Origin of the sequence: Aestuariivivens sp. NBU2969 (genome assembly GCF_019931125.1) — a bacterium.
Lineage (GTDB): Bacteria > Bacteroidota > Bacteroidia > Flavobacteriales > Flavobacteriaceae > Aestuariivivens > Aestuariivivens marinum.
The window spans coordinates 123,510-140,806 of record NZ_JAIOUU010000004.1 but is presented as its reverse complement, the minus strand read 5'-3'; the positions used below and the strand labels follow the sequence as shown (position 1 = coordinate 140,806).

Sequence of the window (17,297 nt, the reverse complement as noted above, 5' to 3'; positions counted from 1 at the left end):
ATAGAAATATTAAACCGCTTCATTTGAAGCGGTTTTTTTATGCCTTTTATGCTTACCTTTGCTATAAACTTAAACCATTATACCAATGTACGAAACCATACTAATACTTCACTCTTATTGGGCTTATTTAGTGTTTTTAATTTTAATACTAGCCTCATTAAATGCATTGTTTAAATCTATTTCTGGAAAAGAATACGGTGCCAAGGATTTTAGGATATCGTTGTTCACTTTAATAGTATCACATATTCAATTGTTAATAGGCTTAGTGCTATACTTTATATCTCCTAGATTTGATTTGTGGAGTGAATTAGGAGGTAGTGTTATGGGAAATGGATTAGCAAGGTTATATTTAGTAGAGCATCCATTGGTAAATATCATTGCCGTAGCATTGATAACCATTGGGTATTCAAAACATAAAAAGAAGCTTACTTCAGTATCAAAATTAAAAGTATTGGCTGTTTTTTATTGTATTGCCTTAATATTGATTTTATCAAGAATTCCTTGGAGTACATGGATGGCTTAATTTTTAGATTAACTTCTATAATTTTATTTTCTTCAATTGGGGGAGATTTTCTTTAGAGTAGAGGAGGCTTCTTTAATTACATAAATATAAACAGGGAAGTGGTCGCTATACCCATCGGTAAAACCTCCATTTGCAAAACTTCTATAAGGATAACCTTTGTAAGGACCTTTTCTAGTTATTAAATAATTTTTATTAAAAATTCCTGCTTTATAAAAACGAAATGACGAATAGTCTTTTTCCAATAATGGTTTTGTAATGAGTATTTGATCAAATAAACTCCAAGCGTCCCTATATGCCGTAGTACCCAAACCCTTTTTAAAGTAGCTTTCAAATGGATTGTAAATCCCTTTAAGACCTACTTGGTTTCTATCTTTTCTTGCTTTTAATATAGCTTTTACACTAGCGTTGGTTGGATCGTCATTTAAGTCACCCATAGTAAATATTTTAGCATAAGGGTTAATGGATTGTAGAGAATCTATTAACTGTTTGTTGAGTTTTGCAGCGGCCACACGTTTAGGTCTACTTCTAGCTTCACCACCTCTCCTTGATGGCCAGTGGTTTACAATAACGTGGATAAGTTCACCATCAAGCATACCGCTAACCAATAATTGATCACGGGTATAAATACGCTCTTTAGTATTATCATCAAAAATTTTTAGTTCATGATTGCTTGTACTATTAGGTATGAAAATTTGTTTTTGGTAAAGTAAAGCTACATCTATACCTCGGGCATCTGGAGAATCGAAATGTACTATTCCATAATCCTTTTTTAAAAGTAAAGGATGATTTACCAAAGCTTCCAAAACCTCTCTGTTTTCTACTTCTGAAACTCCAAGAATAGCAGGTGAATTATGGACTACATCTGCTCCAATATCAGCAATGACCTTGGCCATATTGTTTATTTTCTTTTTGAATATTTCAGACTTATTTACCTTTAATTCCATTATTGGACTTGCTTCATCAAACTTTTTAGGATCATTTATAGTGTCGAATAAGTTTTCTAGATTGTAGAAGGCAATGGTATGTATTTTATAGGTTTTTTCTTGAGTATACATCTTGAAAAAGAAACAAAATACTAGCCAAAATAAATAGAGCTTAAATTTAGTCATTAATAAAATATTAAATCAAGGTTATTTTAAATACAAATTTCTAATCAAAAGTATAATATTCTTATAAAAAACGTAAATTTATACACCTTAAAATCAAAATTAAGGGAGTGACTAATTTATTAACTAAACATGAAGAAAAAAACACTTATTTATTTATTAGTGGTTTTTTCAATTTTCACATCATTTGCACAGCAGACTCTCATTAAGGGAAGTGTAAAGGAAGCAATTTCTTTCAAGCCAATGGCAAATGTTTTTGTTACCATTGAAGAAACCACCCAAACCACACAAACTAATACGCTTGGTGAATTTCAATTTACAACGAATATTCCTTTAGGAGAGCAAGTTTTGAAAATTTCCAAAGCGGGTTATATTACTAAAAGGTACCCTATTGTGGTTAATGAAAATCAAACAATAGATATTACCGATATGACGATGGAGGTAGATGCTTCATCAAGCGATTTATTTACCATTACGCTTTCTGATGATGAACTTAATGATGATACCAGTGGCGCAGATAATATTTCTGGATTATTGGCTTCATCTTTAGATGTATTCCAAAGAACAGCAGCGTTTGAGTGGAGTTCATCCTTTTTTAGGGCCAGAGGTCTGGATTCCGAAAACGGGAAGGTTTTAATTAATGGAATTGAAATGAATAAGTTGTATAACGGAAGACCACAATGGAGTAACTGGGGAGGAATAAACGATGTATTGCGTAACCAAGAATTAACTTGGGGTCTAACGCCTTCAGCATATAATTTTGGAGGTATTTTGGGAACAACAAATATTAACGTAAGGGCTTCCCAAGCAAGACCGGGGGGTAGAATAACGTATTCCTCTTCAAATAGAAGTTATACAAATCGTTTAATGGCTACTTATGCTTCTGGTTTGTTAAAAAACAATTGGGCATTTACAGTGTCATTGGGCAGACGGTGGGGTAACGAGGGCTATCAAGATGCCTCCCTATATGATGCCAATTCAGTTTTTGCCTCAATCGAAAAGAAAATTAATGATAAACATAGCCTTAACTTTGTTTCAATTTATGCGCCTAACAGACGCGGGAAATCATCACCAAACACACAAGAAGTTTACGATTTAAAGGATATAAAATATAATGAGTATTGGGGGTGGTTAGATGGTGAAAAACGTAATTCACGTATAAAGGAAGTTGAAGAACCTATTTTAATGTTGAACCATTACTGGGACATGTCGAGTAAAACATCATTGAATACAAATATTGGCTATCAGTTTGGGAAACTAGGTAATAGTCGATTAGATTATTCAGGAGGGTCAAATCCAAGTCCAACATATTATCAAAACCTACCAAGTTATGCCTTAGCAGACCCAGATGGACCAGATTTTGCAACCGCTTATCAATTGGAACAAGAATTTATAACCAACGGACAGATAGATTGGGAACGTATTCTTGATGCCAACATTACCAATAATATTAGTGGTACATCGGCAGCCTATGTACTTTACGAAGATCGTAGTGACGATAAGCAGTTTACCTTAAATTCTATTTTGAATTCCGAACTTAACGAACATATTTTGTTGAATATGTCAATTGATTATAAAAAGTTTAAGTCTGAAAATTTTGGAGAAATTATAAGTACATTAGGATCAATAGTTGGAGTGTCAAATGTAGATTCTTTTGATAACTATCAATATGATAATCAAAATCCGGATAAGTTTGTTAATGAAGGAGATAAATTTAGATACAATTACAATCTATATGCCGATGTGATTTCTGGATTTGCTCAAGGGCAATTTAAATACAATAAAGTAGATTTTTATCTATCAGCAAGTGTGACCAATACCCAATACCAACGGGAAGGTCTTTGGGAGCACAGTCGTTTTTTAGGAGATTTATCGTTTGGTAAAGGAGAAAAATTATCCTTTACAGGTATAGGTACTAAAGCTGGATTAACCTATAAAATAACAGGTAAACATTTGTTTGATATTAATGCGGGTTACATTACTAAGGCGCCTACATTACGAAATACATTTTCTAACTCAAGAGAAAACCATAACATAGTAAGACATATTGAAGAAGAAAAAATAACAGTATTTGATGCAAGTTATATTTACAGGTCGCCTATTGTTAAAGCAAAGTTAACAGGTTATTATACCAAAACAGAGGATGCTAATGAGGTGAGTTTCTATTTTGCTGATGGTTTAAGTGGTAGTGAGGATATTGAAAATAATGATACTTCTGCTTTTGTACAAGAAGTGTTACAGGGGATTAGTAAAAAACAATTTGGTGTAGAACTAGGCCTTGAAGCACAGGTAACACCTACTATAAAGTTAAAGGGTGTAGCTTCAATGGGGCAATTTACTTATGATAACAATCCAGATTTATACTTAACTTCTTCAAGTTTTACTTCTGAGGATGGATCAATTTCTTACGGAAAGGCTAACTTAAAAGATTATAAACTAGCTACCGGTCCACAACAAGCCTTCTCGGCAGGCTTTGAATATAGAGACCCAGACTATTGGTGGTTTGGTGCTACAGCAAATTTTTTTACGAACACTTACATAGATGTTAACCCGTTAACAAGAACTGAAAATTTATATTTAGATTCAGATGGGTTGCCTTTTAACGATTATGATGTAGATATAGCCCGGGCTCTTTTAAAACAAGAAAAGTTTAATGATTATATGGTGGTAAACCTAATTGGAGGTAAGTCTTGGAAAATTAATGACAAATACATTGGCTTTTTTGCTAGTGTCAATAACCTTCTGGACAAACAATATAAAACAGGTGGTTTCGAGCAGGGGCGTAATGCTAATTATCGTGAATTACGTGATGATAACGCTAGCCCAAAACGTGTTTTTGGACCAAAATATTGGTATGGGCGTGGCACGACCTTTTTTGTAAACCTAAATTTTAGATTTTAAAAAAATGATTATGAAAAATATAATATTCAGCATTATGAAAACCAATAGAATTTTAACCTCATTATTAATTGTACTAGCAATGTTAATATCTTGTGTTCAAGATGACGACTATACCATACCAGAGAGTTTGGGAAGTGAAGAGAATGCAGGGTTACAAGCGATTATGGATGGATTGAGCAGTGGTGTAATGTCCGAAGTAAGCATAGCCGAATTGTTGACCTTATATACTGGGCAACCAACTGAAATTGTATCGAACATAGTAGTAAAAGGCTATGTAACATCTTCCGATAGAACAGGGAATTTTTATAAAGAATTTTATATGCAAGATGCCCCTGAAAACCCAACAGCAGCTATTGGAATAGTTTTAAATCAAGTAGACTCTTATAACCAATTTAATATTGGTAGGGAGGTTTACGTTAACCTTAAAGGTCTGTATTTGGGTGAGAATTCATCAGAAGTTCTTGTTATTGGAGGTACTATTGATGGTAATGAGGTAGACCAGTTAACCGGGAAACAAATACCAAAACATATTTTCAGATCTCAAACTACAGAGGAAATTGTTCCATTAGTGGTTGAACCTTCATTGGTTAATGATTCCCACTTTGGAATGTTTGTAACTTTTGAAAATGTACAGTTTCCATTAAGCCTAGTTGGAAAAGCTTTTTTAGATCCTAATGATGATTTCGATACACAGCGTACACTTGTGAGTTGTGCAGATGGTACCGAATTCCCTGTTGAAACCAGTTCTTTTGCAAGTTTTATTCAAGAACCTTTACCAGTAGATGCTAGAGGTTCTATTTCTGGAGTTATAACTCAAAGTTTTGGTGGTGATGAGCGTGTTATGGTGTTAAATAGTACTGATGATATAAACTTTATTGATGATCGTTGCGACCCTGTTTTTGAAGAAAGCTTCAATTCTGCAATAGATAATACGGTCTTAAATTTAGACGGTTGGATCAATTTTGCCGAAGCAGGTAGTGTTTTATGGACAGAGCAGGTGTTTAGAGGTAATGGTTATGCAGAATTGAATCCGTTTAGTTCGGGAGATGTATCTGTGATATCATGGTTAATTACTCCAGGGATAGATATGGATGCCCAAGAAGGTGAAATATTAACCTTCCAAACCGAACACGCCTACCCAGATTTTGGTCATGATCCTTTGGAGGTACTTATATCAACAGATTTTGATGGCACCGAAGGGGGTATTGCTAATGCCACTTGGTCGCCATTGGATTTTGACGTAAGTTATAAAATAGATTACGGGACATGGTATAATTTCACTAGTTCTGGTGAGATAGATTTATCTTCGTATACGGGAACAGCTTATATTGCGTTTAAATACTCGGGGAGCGATACAGGTAACCAAAACATGACTTTACATGTTGAAAATGTAACGGTGACTGTGCCTTAATTCCTGAAATAAAATTAATTGATTAAGCCTGCATTATGTAGGCTTTTTTATTTTTTAAAACAGCATAAACCGGAAAATGATCACTATAACCGCCTTTATATTTTTTACCTACATATGTTCTAAAGGGAGAACCTTTATAAGGGCCATTGAAGAGTTTTAAAAAATCTTCATCAAAAATGTTGGCTTTATAAAGCTCTAAGGAATGGTTAGAACTTTTTAAAAAGTTGACGCTCAATAAAATTTGATCGAACAAATTCCATTTTCTATTGTGGTAAGTTGAACCCCGACTATATGAACGAATGCTTGCCATAGGGTTATGCAATTCGAAACCGTCTAGTAGCTGTTTGATGCTTTTGTTATGGGGTTCATCGTTAAAGTCACCAATAACCACAATTTTTGGGTCTTCATATTGTAGCCTTAAACGCAATATGATTTCGCCTACTTTATTGGAGGAAGCCAAACGCTTAAATTCGGTTTCTTTTTCACCTTCTCGTCTGGAAGCCCAATGGTTTATGATTATATGAATTTCTTCTTCATCCAATAAACCAGTTACCAATAAAATATCTCGTGTATAATCAGGTAAACCTATTCCATTGGTTAACTCAATTGAAAAAGTTTCAGAATTAATAACCTTAAAAGCGTTGGGGTTATATAATAAAGCAACATCAATCCCACGTTCGTCGGGGGAATCATAATGTACATAACTATAATTGTAATCTTGTAAATGTTGTGAAGTGATTAAGTCTTCAATAACCTTAGCGTTTTCAACTTCGGCCAATCCTACTAGAGCAGGGTGTTTTCCAGTTTCTGATTTACCAATATTCGAAATAGCAAAGCCTAGTTTTCTAAGCTTATTGTCATAACGTTTAGGGGTCCACTTTTTAACCGACATTGGCAAAAAATCATTGTCATTAGTATGCTTGTCATCTGTTAAATCGAATAGATTTTCAAGGTTATAAAAGGCAATGGTTTGCATATCGTGTCGTATCTCATCGTATGTGAAGTTATCCGTCATAAATCAAAATTGACCTTAAAAATATAAAAATTAAAATGCACACAATTACGTAACTTTGTGCATTATTTTTTCATATGATAGAGAAGAAGGATATTGATTTAGAAAAAGCGGTTTTAATAGGCATTATTACCAAAGACCAGAATGAAGATAAATCTAAGGAATACTTGGATGAATTGGAGTTTTTAACATACACGGCTGGAGGTGAAGTGGTAAAGCGTTTTACTCAAAAAATGGAAAGACCAGACCCTAGGACTTTTATTGGTTCGGGGAAGATGGAAGATGTTCGTCGGTTTATTCAAGATAATGAGGTTGGTACTGCTATTTTTGACGATGAACTATCGGCTGCACAGGAACGGAATATTAGTAAAATTCTTAATGTAAAAGTTTTAGATAGAACTAATCTTATTCTTGATATTTTTGCGCAACGAGCTCAAACCAGTTATGCTCGTACACAAGTAGAATTGGCACAATGCGAATATTTACTTCCACGTTTAAGAGGGATGTGGACACACTTAGAACGCCAAAAAGGAGGAATTGGTATGCGTGGGCCTGGAGAAACTGAAATTGAAACAGATAGACGTATTGTGCGTGATAAGATAGCATTATTAAAAGAGCGTATAAAAACCATAGATAAACAAATGGCCGTTCAAAGGGGTAACCGGGGAAAAATGGTTCGTGTTGCTTTGGTAGGCTACACTAATGTAGGTAAATCTACCCTAATGAACGTTATCAGTAAAAGCGAGGTTTTTGCAGAAAATAAACTTTTTGCGACACTTGACACAACAGTAAGGAAAGTAGTAATACAAAACTTGCCCTTTTTGTTGAGTGATACCGTTGGGTTTATCCGTAAATTACCAACACAATTGGTAGAAAGTTTTAAAAGTACTTTAGATGAGGTTAGAGAAGCTGATTTGTTATTGCATGTAGTTGACATTTCTCACCCTAATTTTGAAGAACATATAGAGTCTGTAAATAAAATTTTAGGTGAAATAGATAGTAGTGATAAACCTACTATCATGGTATTTAACAAAATTGATGCTTACGAGGCAGAACCCTTTGATGAAACCGATTTGGAAATCGAAAAAACCGAACAGCATTACACCTTAGATGAATGGAAAAGTACCTGGATGGCCAAAGTAGGGAACAATGCATTGTTTATTTCTGCGTTAAACAAAAAAAACTTAGACGATTTTAAAAAACGAGTATACGATGAGGTTAGGGAAATTCATGTTACCCGTTTTCCATACAATCATTTTTTGTATCCAGATTACGACGATACTTTACCATCTTAATTAAAAGAGACAAACTGCCTCTAAAATGTAACAGATTAAGGTATTGTTAAAACAAAAATGGTTGAGGAGATCGTTGTTGGCTATAGTTTCAATTGTTGGACTTTTTTTTTAGTCATTTATTTAAGTGTATTCTTAGGGCTTTTAGCAAACTACCAATTAAAGATTTTTTGATAAACCTTCTGACAATGTATGAGATGATTTAACTGTGAGCCTGAAAAACGGGATGGATTTTTAAAAAGTTGTTTGGGAATCGTAATAAAAGAAAAATTATTAGAACAGAATAGAGTTATTGATATTTGCTAAAATTAAAAAGCGTGCTTTAAATTTTTAAAGCACGCTTTTTTTAGTCGGTTTAAAATTAGTTAGAATTTATAACTTAAACCAATTGTATAGTAAGATTGTAGTTTGTTATCAATGTTGTCAAATGAGGGCTCTGTTTGTGTTGGTACAGCCAATGGATCGTATTGTCCTAAGGCAAAGTTAAGCGCTTCTTGTTTGTTGCTTCTCAAACCAAAATCGAAACCAATACCAATTATCTTCCAAAGTGTGTAACTAAATGAGTTGGTCCAAGTCCAGTTGGAATAGTCATTACTTTTATAGCTTTGGAACACCGAAAGATTAGTTTTAAAATTAATAGCGCCTATTTTTCTAGTATAGTCTGCTACAATTTTAGATCCCATTGAAGATTCAAAAACAGTGTCTCCGCTGCTAAACACGAAATTATAGTTTAATGGATGTATTACAACAATAAGATTGGTAACAGGTGTCCATGTACCACCAATACCAACATCTAAATAACCAGGGTCGTTAAAATTGTCAAGTAAAGTGGAGCGGTATTCTAACAATCCAGATATAGCAAAGGATTTACTTAGGTTTCTACCGTATAATGATGATAGGTTAAAGACATCGGTAGTCGGCTTAAAGCTACTGTCATCTGTATCAATGTCTTTATTGTCCAATTTTACCCAATTCAAATTGGTAGTTAATGTATTTCTCCAAAAAAACTTTTTCTCAATTAGATTTGCAAAACCATTAAACGTAATGCCAAAATTACCAGAAGCATTGTTAGGTGTGCCTTGGGCATACCAGTTTTTAAAATTGGATAAACTCCCGCCAATAGTTCCAAAAGCGCCAACACGCCATCCAGGTAGAGCATCAATCTGTGCTTGAAGGGCATTAGCTTCTTTTTGAGCGGCGTTCGCTTCAGCCTGCTTTTCGGCTTTTTTGGTTTGTAATTCTTCCTTGCTTTGAGCATTTATAACAATAACTCCAAAAAACAGTAAGCCTATAAGTATAATTCTCTTCATGTGAATAGTTATTTCTTTTTATAAAGCGGTACAGATGAGCAAGCCTCACCATACATAATTGATTTTGCTATTGGTTTGAGTTTATTTATTGCCATTATATAGGCATTTTGAGGTACTGGTTTGTTGGAACACCCTTTTATAATAACAGGTTTGTTCTTAAACTCTGAAAGGTCAAGCTTGTTCAATACATCCTGAAAAATTGCTGTCTCCAAAGTTTCTAGGTTTCCAATAGCCACATGTTTTGCATAATGATATAAATGAATGCTTAGAAGCATATAAGCCCAACCTGGAATAATAGCCTCTGTGCTACAGGTTAGTGCAACATAAGTGTCTTTGTATTTCGACCAATCGTGTTCTAGGGCTAATTTTCTAAACTCTTTTTCACGCAGTACAAAACCTTCGAGCAGCCAATCCTTAATATCGAAGATAATACGTTTGCCCTGCGGATAAAAATCCTCAAGATTAAAGGTCATTAATTTACTATTCGCAACGCGATTTATAATTTCGTCTGCCATATTTAGGTTTGAATTTATAAATTATTTTATAAATCCAATGATGCATGGGTAATAATTTTTGATTTTTCCATTTCGTATCATTGTTGCAAAAATGATGGGTAGGATAATATTGGGGATATAGAACACAAAGTATGTAGTTACAATAAGAGAATTGCCCGTAAATGGTCCGACTTCAAAATGAATAATTTTAAAAAAGGCTCCAATAGTAAGCACTAAAAACGAAATAAACGTCCAAATAATTTGAAAATTTAAAAGGTTGGATCCGATACTGCTTAAACCAATTATTTTGTCTTTTTTGGTTAACCACAAAATAGCAGGTATTATAATATTTGCTAAAGGAATGATTAACCCAATTAATACGGACAGGTGAATAAAAACTAAGTAACTATTGTCTTCTTTTTTTCCGTAATCTAAAATATCCTCAGCGTTTAAGTCTAATGCTTCACAAATTAAATGCAATGTTTTTCCTCTTGGTTCACTTTCGTTATTTTCAATGCGTTGTATGGTTCTTAAATTTACCGTTGCTGTTTCGGCCAAATCTTCTTGGGACAGGCCTTTTTGTTTTCTTACATTTTTAATTTTTTCTCCGATGTTGTTCATAATCAATTTGATTTTAAATTTTGGTCAAAACTAATTATGAAAGCATCTTTTTGATAACGGTCTTTATACGACATTTTTACGGCATTTGTGTCTGTTCCTATGTTTTCTAAGGTTACTGCTAACTGAATACTACCAAGTGCCTACTAAATCAAAGCATCCCTAATTCCAACTTCGCTTCTTCGCTCATGAGTTCTTGTGTCCAAGGGGGATCGAAAGTAATTTCTACTTCAGCACTTTTTACTTCGTTTATGGATTTTACTTTTTCCTCAACTTCCAAAGGTAGTGTTTCGGCCACTGGGCAGTTGGGTGTGGTAAGGGTCATTAAAATTTTTACGTCATAATCTTCATTAACAAAAACATCATAAATTAGCCCTAATTCATAAATGTCTACAGGAATTTCTGGATCGTAAATTGTTTTTAAAACGTTTACTATTTTCTCACCTAGTGCGTTGGTATCTATTGTTGTGTTGCTCATTTTCTATAGGTTTATTTTTTCATGCGTTTAACTGTTTGTAAGCGATTAAACGAAATAATTCCACATTAATTAAGTTGTGTTTGGTATGCTATGGCATACATTTTAAGTTGCTTAACCATGCTTACCAGTCCGTTGGCCCGAGTTGGTGACAGGTGTTCCTTTAATCCAATTTCATCAATAAAATTAGTATCGGCATTTATAATATCCTTAGGGTGCTGATTAGAAAATACTCGTATTAAAATAGCAATGATGCCTTTGGTGATAATGGCATCACTGTCGGCGGTAAATTCTATTTTATCGTTTTTCATTTCTGCATGAACCCAAACCTTACTTTGACACCCTTTTATTAAATTACTGTCGGTTTTGTATTGGTCGTCAATTAAGGGCAGTTCTTTGCCCAGGTCTATCATATACTGGTAACGTTCTTCCCAATCGTCAAACATTGAGAATTCGTCTATTATTTCATTTTGAATGGCTTCAATGGTCACAATCATAAATTTTTATGCAAAAATACAACAACAAAAGTTGCTATTCAATGTTTTCTGAAATAGATAGGACTTCTTTAACAAGTTCAGCAATTTCTTTAGGTGGATTACCATGGTCGAAAGCTTGTGTTTTGAATGTTTTACCATTAGCAGAAATTATAGTTAGTCTAGCAATTGCAGCACCATCAAACTGATGGTTTTTGGAAGGAGGTTCAAATGTGGATAAAGCAGTTATGTCAACAGATTTTAAGAATTCTATAAGTTGCTTCCAATGTTCAGGACTAATCTGTTTGGTAACAGACTTGCTATCTCTTTTGCTTGTTATTGAAATAGAGTCTTTAGTAATTACAATTTGTTTGTGAAATCCTCTTGATGAAGCTGAATATTCAATTTTGATATTATCTGAAGCTATTTCTGTAGTCGCATATAACAATAGCTTTTTGTCGTTGAAAAACGAAATGCCATTTTGGGAAAAGAGTACAAGGTTTGCTTTTTGAAAGGTTTTAAAAAGTTTTTCTTCAATACGGTTTGCATTGTCGTTACAAATCATTTTAGTACTGCCCAAGGCACTAAATGCTATGGTATTGTTATTTAATGAAAAGGATCCGAAAAAGCGATTACAACCCGAAAAACCAAAAACTTGTTTTGTGTTATTGTTGAAGGTTATGTTGAGGTTAAAATAGGAGACATCTTTTCCGTCTAATTCCTTTATTAAGTAATTGCCGTTAAGTTCCTTCAGAACATTTTGATCCTCTTGTAATTTCAACATTAAGGTATAATTTGAAGACCCTCCCCAACAGCATCTCAAAGCGATGATGCAGCATGTTATTAAAATCAATTTCATGAAGCTATTTTATATTTATTTTTAAGATACAAAAAAGACGCCAAAGTAGGCGTCTATTAAATTATCTTTTGAAATTAAGATTTAGTTTCCAATCATTGAAGCTCTTGCCCCACCTTCTTGAAAAATGGCTCGCATCCTGTTGCTTTGCCCATCGGTAAACATGTACATACAGCTATCATTTGTATAGTCCATATAATTCATAGTCATATCGGCTGTTTGACAATGTACTGTTGGGTAGGAAGGACACCTATAATTTGGTCGATCTGAACTGGGAGTGTCTGCTACAAAGTCATCTTGTCTACATCTACCATCTCCCCAAATATGTCTTAAATTTAAGTAATGACCAACTTCATGAGTAGCTGTTCTTCCTTCGTTGTAAGGGGCTGCTGTCCCCCCTGGTAAACTTGAATACAACAATACAATTCCATCGGTACTTAATGGACCACCTGGGAATTGTGCATAGCCTAAAATACCACCACCCATATTGCAAATCCAAATGTTCATAGTAGTTTCAGGACTTGTTGGGTCAATACCTCCGCGAGAAGATTTTTTCATATCATCATTGGTACTCCAAGCTGAAACATCAGTGTATTTTCTTGTAATATCTGTTAAAGGGTCGAATGTGAATTCAATGTCAGTGTCTGCCACATCATTCGCAAAAGTAGAATCCCCGGGTAATTTACTAATATTTGTATTTTGGTTATTAAAATCTATATTTAATACTGTAATTTGATCAACAATTTGTTGAGTGGAAACATTTTGATCGTTCGTATTATAAAGTACATTTACATGAACTGGAATTTTGATTAGACTTCCACTAATTGGTTCAACATTTACATCTGTATCCCCTGTGTTGTTGTCAGGTTTGCCACCACCATTAGAGGGTTTGCCTTTGGTTGCAATAAACTTCCTGGTTTGATATTCTATGTCATACATACGCTTTTCCAGTCCAGGATTTTCATCCAATAGCCTATTTAAGTTGTTCATGGTGTAACAGGTTCTATTTTGATTTTTATTTTCTGTAAATTTTGATGTTAAATCTGTTTGAATGTCTGTGTATACATAAAAATCACTCATGTCAATTTGCTGCTCTTGAACAGGGGCTTGAATATCGTCATTACAAGCTGTGAAAAATAAGGCTAAAGTAGCCATACTTAAGAAAGCTTTTTTCATTATTAAATAGTTTTTGGATTAGTTAATGTTGAAGATAATTTTTTTCGGGAAACAAATTAAATATTTTACACTGAAAGCATTAAATAATCGATAAAGAGGATTTAAGCTATAAAAAATTAAGGGGTATAATTAGGTAGATATAGACACTTTAAGAAAGCATCATTTTTGCTTTTTTAACGCCTTTAACCAAAGCATCTATTTCTGCTTTGGTATTATAAAATGCAAAAGAGGCTCTTACTGTACCGGGAATCTTGTAAAAGTCCATGATGGGCTGTGCACAGTGATGACCGGTCCGAACGGCAATACCTAGTTTGTCTAGAATGGTTCCAACATCATAGGGGTGTATGCCTTCCAAATTAAATGATATGACCGAAGTTTTCTGTTTTGATGTTCCGTAGATTTTTAGACCGTCTATCTCTAAAAGCTTTTTGGTGGCATATTGTAAGAGGTCATTTTCGTAAGAAGCAATAGTGTCAAAACCAACCGTATTCATATAATCCATTGCAGCACCAAAGGCAATACCGCCACAAATATTTGGGGTGCCTGCCTCGAACTTATGGGGTAAATCTGCATAAGTGGTTTTCTCGAAAGTCACTTCAGCAATCATTTCCCCGCCACCTTGATAAGGCGGTAATTTTTTTAGCCATTCCTCTTTTCCATAAAGCATGCCCACCCCTGTTGGGCCACACATTTTATGGGCCGATGCCACGTAAAAATCGACATCTAGTTCTTGTACATCTGTTTTTATGTGTGGACAAGCCTGTGCACCGTCAATTAAAACAGCAGCACCAACCTCATGGGCTTTTTCAATAATATATTTAATAGGGTTTATGGTTCCCAAAGCGTTTGAGATATGATTGACAAATACCAGTTTGGTATTGGTTGAAAGTAGTTTATCAAATTCTGAAATCACTAATTCACCTTGGTCGTTCATAGGGATAACTCGTAAGGTGGTTCCTGTACGCTCACATAGCATTTGCCAAGGCACAATATTACTATGGTGTTCTAGGGCAGATACAATAATCTCGTTTTCCTTCTTTAACAATGAAGAAAATCCATTGGCCACCAAGTTTATACCATGTGTAGTTCCAGAAGTGAAAATGATTTCGTGCGTATGCCTTGCATTAAAATGCTGCTGAATGGTTTTGCGAGCCTGTTCGTATTTATCTGTGGCTTCCTGGCTTAAGCTATGAACACCGCGATGAATATTGGCGTTGTAATTGGAATAATAGTCTACAATACAATCGATAACCTGCTGAGGGGTTTGTGAGGTAGCCGCATTATCAAAATATACCAAAGGATTACCGTTTACTTTTCGAGATAGTATTGGAAAATCTTTTCGGATGTTTTCTATATTGTACATTATTAGAGTATAACTTAGATTAAGGCGAGTATTAATGTTTTTTTATATTTCTTGACTTATAAACTCTTTGTTCTTAAAAATGATAAGTGACTACTTAGTATGGAAAACACTTCAAATATTTTATAAGTCAAACCCAATGTTTACTCCTAATTTATTGGCAATAATTTTAGTGATACGTTGTTTAAGCTCAGGTATTTTAACCGAGCTCAATACATTATTGCTAAAGGCAAACATTAATAGAGCTTTAGCTTCTTTTTCGGGAATACCACGGGAACGTAGATAAAACAATGCGCTTTCGTCCAACTGTCCTATAGTACAACCATGTGAGCATTTTACATCATCTGCAAAAATTTCCAGCTGGGGTTTGGTATTGATAGTCGCTTTATCGTTCACCAAAATGTTATTGTTGGCTTGGAATGCATTGGTCTTTTGAGCTTCTTTTTCTACTATAACCTTGCCATTAAAAACGCCTGTTGAATTATCGGCAAAAATACCTTTGTAATCTTGATGACTTTCACAGTTTGGCTTAATATGGTGAACTAATGTGTTGTGGTCCACATGCTGCTTATCGCCAATAATAGTAACTCCTTTTAAGGTAGAATCAATACGCTCGCCTTCTTGATAGAAATTAAGGTTATTTCGAGTTAAATTTCCACCAAATGAAAAGGTATGTACTGACGCTATGCTTTCCTGTTTTTGCTTGATGTAGGTGTTATCAATTAACGATGCGTTTAGTCTATCGTTTTGAATTTTGTAATAATCAACAATAGCCCGTTTGCTTGCAAAAATTTCAGTAACACTATTAGTAAGAACAGGGTTGCTAGTTAGGCTTTGGTGACGTTCAATAATTTGTATATGCGAATTCTCTCCAACAACCACTAGGTTTCTTGGTTGAAGCATTAAAGCCGATTCATTTCCTGTAGAAAAATGGATAATTTGAATGGGCTTTTCAACTAGTTTATTTTTAGGAATATAAATATATGCACCCTCACTTGAGAAAGCTGTGTTTAAAGATGCTAAACTGTCATTGTTTGCTGCTTTATTAAAATAGTTTTCAATAACCAATCTGTACTTGGGCTTCGATAATGCAGCAGACATAAGGCAAACATCCATGCCTTCATGTGTGGTTTGGGACAAATGTGAGGAGTACTTACCATCTATAAATACAATTTTATAAGTATCTATATCATGAATGAAATATTTTTTTACATCCCTATATTCCAGAGCATTCTCCTGTTTTGGGAAAACACTATAATCCTCTTTTAATACTTTATTTAAAGACGTATACTTCCATGCCTCATCTTTTTTTGACGGGAAGCCCTTTTTTTCGAATGTTTTTATGGCATCATTCCTTACATCGTGAACATAGGCATTGGTGTTTATCCTGTCCTCGAAAATCATAAATGATGATAATAGCTTTTCTTTTAAATCCATATTTTCAATTGTTCAGTATATAATCTTTAGTTGCAGGAGTATATGAACTGCTTACTATAGAATGATAACTGGTTACAAGTATTAAGCGCCAATTTCTTGTTTTATCCAATCGTATCCTTTTTCTTCAAGCTCAAGTGCTAACTCTTTAGTCCCCGATTTTACAATTTTACCATTATGTAATACATGTACATAGTCTGGCACGATATAATCTAAAAGACGCTGATAGTGTGTAATGACGATTACAGCATTGTTCCTGTTTTTTAATTTATTAACGCCATTGGCAACTATTCGAAGGGCATCAATGTCCAATCCGGAATCGGTTTCATCTAAAATAGCTAATTTGGGATCTAACATGGCCATTTGAAAGATTTCGTTTCGCTTTTTTTCACCACCAGAAAATCCTTCATTTAATGAACGAGACAGGAACTTTCTATCGATTTCCAATAAATCGGCTTTTTCACGGATGAGTTTCAGCATATCCTTAGCGGGCATTTCTTCCAAACCTTGTGCTTTACGGGATTCGTTAATAGCTGTCTTGATGAAATTGGTAACTGATACTCCAGGGATCTCAACGGGATATTGAAAAGACAAAAACACGCCTTTGTGTGCACGTTCCTCGGCATCCAATTCCTCAATATCCTCACCATTAAACGTGATGCTACCTTTGGTAACCTCATACTCTTCTTTGCCAGCTATAACAGAAGCTAATGTGCTTTTACCAGAACCGTTTGGTCCCATAATGGCATGGATTTCGCCTGATTTAACTTCAAGATTAATACCTTGTAAGATGCTTTTGTCTTCAACACTTGCGTGTAAATTGTCTATTTTTAACATATACTTATTTTAAGTCTCA

At 34.4% G+C, this 17,297-nt stretch carries 16 protein-coding genes; 4 read left to right on the top strand and 12 right to left on the bottom strand.

Going from position 1 to position 17,297, the window contains the following annotated elements; all coding sequences use genetic code 11:
- Window positions 1-85 precede the first annotated feature (85 nt).
- The gene (locus K7G79_RS04975; RefSeq protein WP_223549750.1) at window positions 86-523 is read left to right on the top strand and encodes a hypothetical protein; all 438 of its coding nucleotides are present in this window, start codon (window positions 86-88) and stop codon (window positions 521-523) included.
- A 32-nt stretch (window positions 524-555) separates the two neighbouring features.
- On the opposite strand, the gene K7G79_RS04970 is transcribed toward K7G79_RS04975, so the two are convergent.
- Window positions 556-1,578 carry an endonuclease/exonuclease/phosphatase family protein gene (locus tag K7G79_RS04970; protein ID WP_223549748.1) on the bottom strand — a complete coding sequence of 341 codons (1,023 nt, stop codon included), beginning with the start codon at window positions 1,576-1,578 and terminating at the stop codon, window positions 556-558.
- A gap of 183 nt (window positions 1,579-1,761) precedes the next feature.
- Between K7G79_RS04970 and K7G79_RS04965 the strand changes: the two genes are divergently transcribed.
- Window positions 1,762-4,530: a TonB-dependent receptor gene (locus K7G79_RS04965; RefSeq protein ID WP_223549746.1), complete on the top strand. Its 2,769-nt coding sequence runs from the start codon at window positions 1,762-1,764 to the stop codon at window positions 4,528-4,530.
- 10 nt (window positions 4,531-4,540) lie between these two features.
- Complete coding sequence (locus K7G79_RS04960; protein ID WP_223549744.1) at window positions 4,541-5,941, top strand: DUF5689 domain-containing protein; 1,401 nt, start codon at window positions 4,541-4,543, stop codon at window positions 5,939-5,941.
- Window positions 5,942-5,963: 22 nt separating this feature from the next.
- Here K7G79_RS04960 and K7G79_RS04955 read toward each other — a convergent pair whose 3' ends face one another.
- Entirely contained in the window at window positions 5,964-6,956 is a 993-nt protein-coding gene (locus tag K7G79_RS04955) for an endonuclease (protein ID WP_223549742.1), read from the bottom strand.
- A 74-nt stretch (window positions 6,957-7,030) separates the two neighbouring features.
- Here K7G79_RS04955 and hflX point away from each other — a divergent pair, with 74 nt between their 5' ends.
- A complete protein-coding gene (gene hflX, locus K7G79_RS04950; RefSeq protein ID WP_223549741.1) occupies window positions 7,031-8,248 on the top strand; it encodes a GTPase HflX in 1,218 nt (405 codons plus the stop codon).
- A gap of 362 nt (window positions 8,249-8,610) precedes the next feature.
- Here hflX and K7G79_RS04945 read toward each other — a convergent pair whose 3' ends face one another.
- The 10 genes from K7G79_RS04945 to sufC all read right to left on the bottom strand — a co-directional run bounded on the left by K7G79_RS04945 (window position 8,611) and on the right by sufC (window position 17,278).
- Window positions 8,611-9,555, bottom strand: coding sequence for a DUF3078 domain-containing protein (locus tag K7G79_RS04945; RefSeq protein WP_223549739.1), 945 nt, complete (start codon window positions 9,553-9,555; stop codon window positions 8,611-8,613).
- Window positions 9,556-9,563: 8 nt separating this feature from the next.
- A complete protein-coding gene (locus K7G79_RS04940) occupies window positions 9,564-10,070 on the bottom strand; it encodes a DUF2480 family protein (protein WP_223549737.1) in 507 nt (168 codons plus the stop codon).
- Between the two features lie 21 nt (window positions 10,071-10,091).
- Window positions 10,092-10,670, bottom strand: a complete 579-nt coding sequence (locus K7G79_RS04935; RefSeq protein WP_223549735.1) for a helix-turn-helix domain-containing protein — start codon at window positions 10,668-10,670, stop codon at window positions 10,092-10,094.
- 148 nt (window positions 10,671-10,818) lie between these two features.
- Window positions 10,819-11,145, bottom strand: coding sequence for an SUF system Fe-S cluster assembly protein (locus K7G79_RS04930; protein WP_223549733.1), 327 nt, complete (start codon window positions 11,143-11,145; stop codon window positions 10,819-10,821).
- A 65-nt stretch (window positions 11,146-11,210) separates the two neighbouring features.
- Window positions 11,211-11,633, bottom strand: coding sequence for a SufE family protein (locus K7G79_RS04925; protein WP_223549895.1), 423 nt, complete (start codon window positions 11,631-11,633; stop codon window positions 11,211-11,213).
- A 40-nt stretch (window positions 11,634-11,673) separates the two neighbouring features.
- Window positions 11,674-12,474, bottom strand: a complete 801-nt coding sequence (locus tag K7G79_RS04920) for an META domain-containing protein (protein ID WP_223549731.1) — start codon at window positions 12,472-12,474, stop codon at window positions 11,674-11,676.
- An 81-nt stretch (window positions 12,475-12,555) separates the two neighbouring features.
- Window positions 12,556-13,647: a zinc metalloprotease gene (locus tag K7G79_RS04915; RefSeq protein ID WP_223549729.1), complete on the bottom strand. Its 1,092-nt coding sequence runs from the start codon at window positions 13,645-13,647 to the stop codon at window positions 12,556-12,558.
- A gap of 148 nt (window positions 13,648-13,795) precedes the next feature.
- Window positions 13,796-15,010, bottom strand: a complete 1,215-nt coding sequence (locus K7G79_RS04910; RefSeq protein ID WP_223549727.1) for an aminotransferase class V-fold PLP-dependent enzyme — start codon at window positions 15,008-15,010, stop codon at window positions 13,796-13,798.
- A gap of 120 nt (window positions 15,011-15,130) precedes the next feature.
- Window positions 15,131-16,444, bottom strand: coding sequence for a Fe-S cluster assembly protein SufD (gene sufD, locus K7G79_RS04905; RefSeq protein ID WP_223549725.1), 1,314 nt, complete (start codon window positions 16,442-16,444; stop codon window positions 15,131-15,133).
- Window positions 16,445-16,525: 81 nt separating this feature from the next.
- The gene (gene sufC, locus K7G79_RS04900; RefSeq protein ID WP_223549723.1) at window positions 16,526-17,278 is read right to left on the bottom strand and encodes a Fe-S cluster assembly ATPase SufC; all 753 of its coding nucleotides are present in this window, start codon (window positions 17,276-17,278) and stop codon (window positions 16,526-16,528) included.
- Between the last annotated feature and the right edge of the window lie 19 nt (window positions 17,279-17,297).

Excerpts from the sequence above, each read along its gene's own strand:
- K7G79_RS04930 (WP_223549733.1), bottom strand. The coding sequence starts at position 11,145 with ATGAGCAACACAACAATAGATACCAACGCACTAGGTGAGAAAATAGTA.
- hflX (WP_223549741.1), top strand. The coding sequence starts at position 7,031 with ATGATAGAGAAGAAGGATATTGATTTAGAAAAAGCGGTTTTAATAGGC.
- K7G79_RS04975 (WP_223549750.1), top strand. The coding sequence starts at position 86 with ATGTACGAAACCATACTAATACTTCACTCTTATTGGGCTTATTTAGTG.
- K7G79_RS04955 (WP_223549742.1), bottom strand. The coding sequence starts at position 6,956 with ATGACGGATAACTTCACATACGATGAGATACGACACGATATGCAAACC.
- K7G79_RS04920 (WP_223549731.1), bottom strand. The coding sequence starts at position 12,474 with ATGAAATTGATTTTAATAACATGCTGCATCATCGCTTTGAGATGCTGT.
- K7G79_RS04910 (WP_223549727.1), bottom strand. The coding sequence starts at position 15,010 with ATGTACAATATAGAAAACATCCGAAAAGATTTTCCAATACTATCTCGA.
- K7G79_RS04915 (WP_223549729.1), bottom strand. The coding sequence starts at position 13,647 with ATGAAAAAAGCTTTCTTAAGTATGGCTACTTTAGCCTTATTTTTCACA.
- K7G79_RS04965 (WP_223549746.1), top strand. The coding sequence starts at position 1,762 with ATGAAGAAAAAAACACTTATTTATTTATTAGTGGTTTTTTCAATTTTC.
- sufC (WP_223549723.1), bottom strand. The coding sequence starts at position 17,278 with ATGTTAAAAATAGACAATTTACACGCAAGTGTTGAAGACAAAAGCATC.
- K7G79_RS04970 (WP_223549748.1), bottom strand. The coding sequence starts at position 1,578 with ATGTATACTCAAGAAAAAACCTATAAAATACATACCATTGCCTTCTAC.
- sufD (WP_223549725.1), bottom strand. The coding sequence starts at position 16,444 with ATGGATTTAAAAGAAAAGCTATTATCATCATTTATGATTTTCGAGGAC.
- K7G79_RS04940 (WP_223549737.1), bottom strand. The coding sequence starts at position 10,070 with ATGGCAGACGAAATTATAAATCGCGTTGCGAATAGTAAATTAATGACC.
- K7G79_RS04960 (WP_223549744.1), top strand. The coding sequence starts at position 4,541 with ATGAAAAATATAATATTCAGCATTATGAAAACCAATAGAATTTTAACC.
- K7G79_RS04945 (WP_223549739.1), bottom strand. The coding sequence starts at position 9,555 with ATGAAGAGAATTATACTTATAGGCTTACTGTTTTTTGGAGTTATTGTT.
- K7G79_RS04935 (WP_223549735.1), bottom strand. The coding sequence starts at position 10,670 with ATGAACAACATCGGAGAAAAAATTAAAAATGTAAGAAAACAAAAAGGC.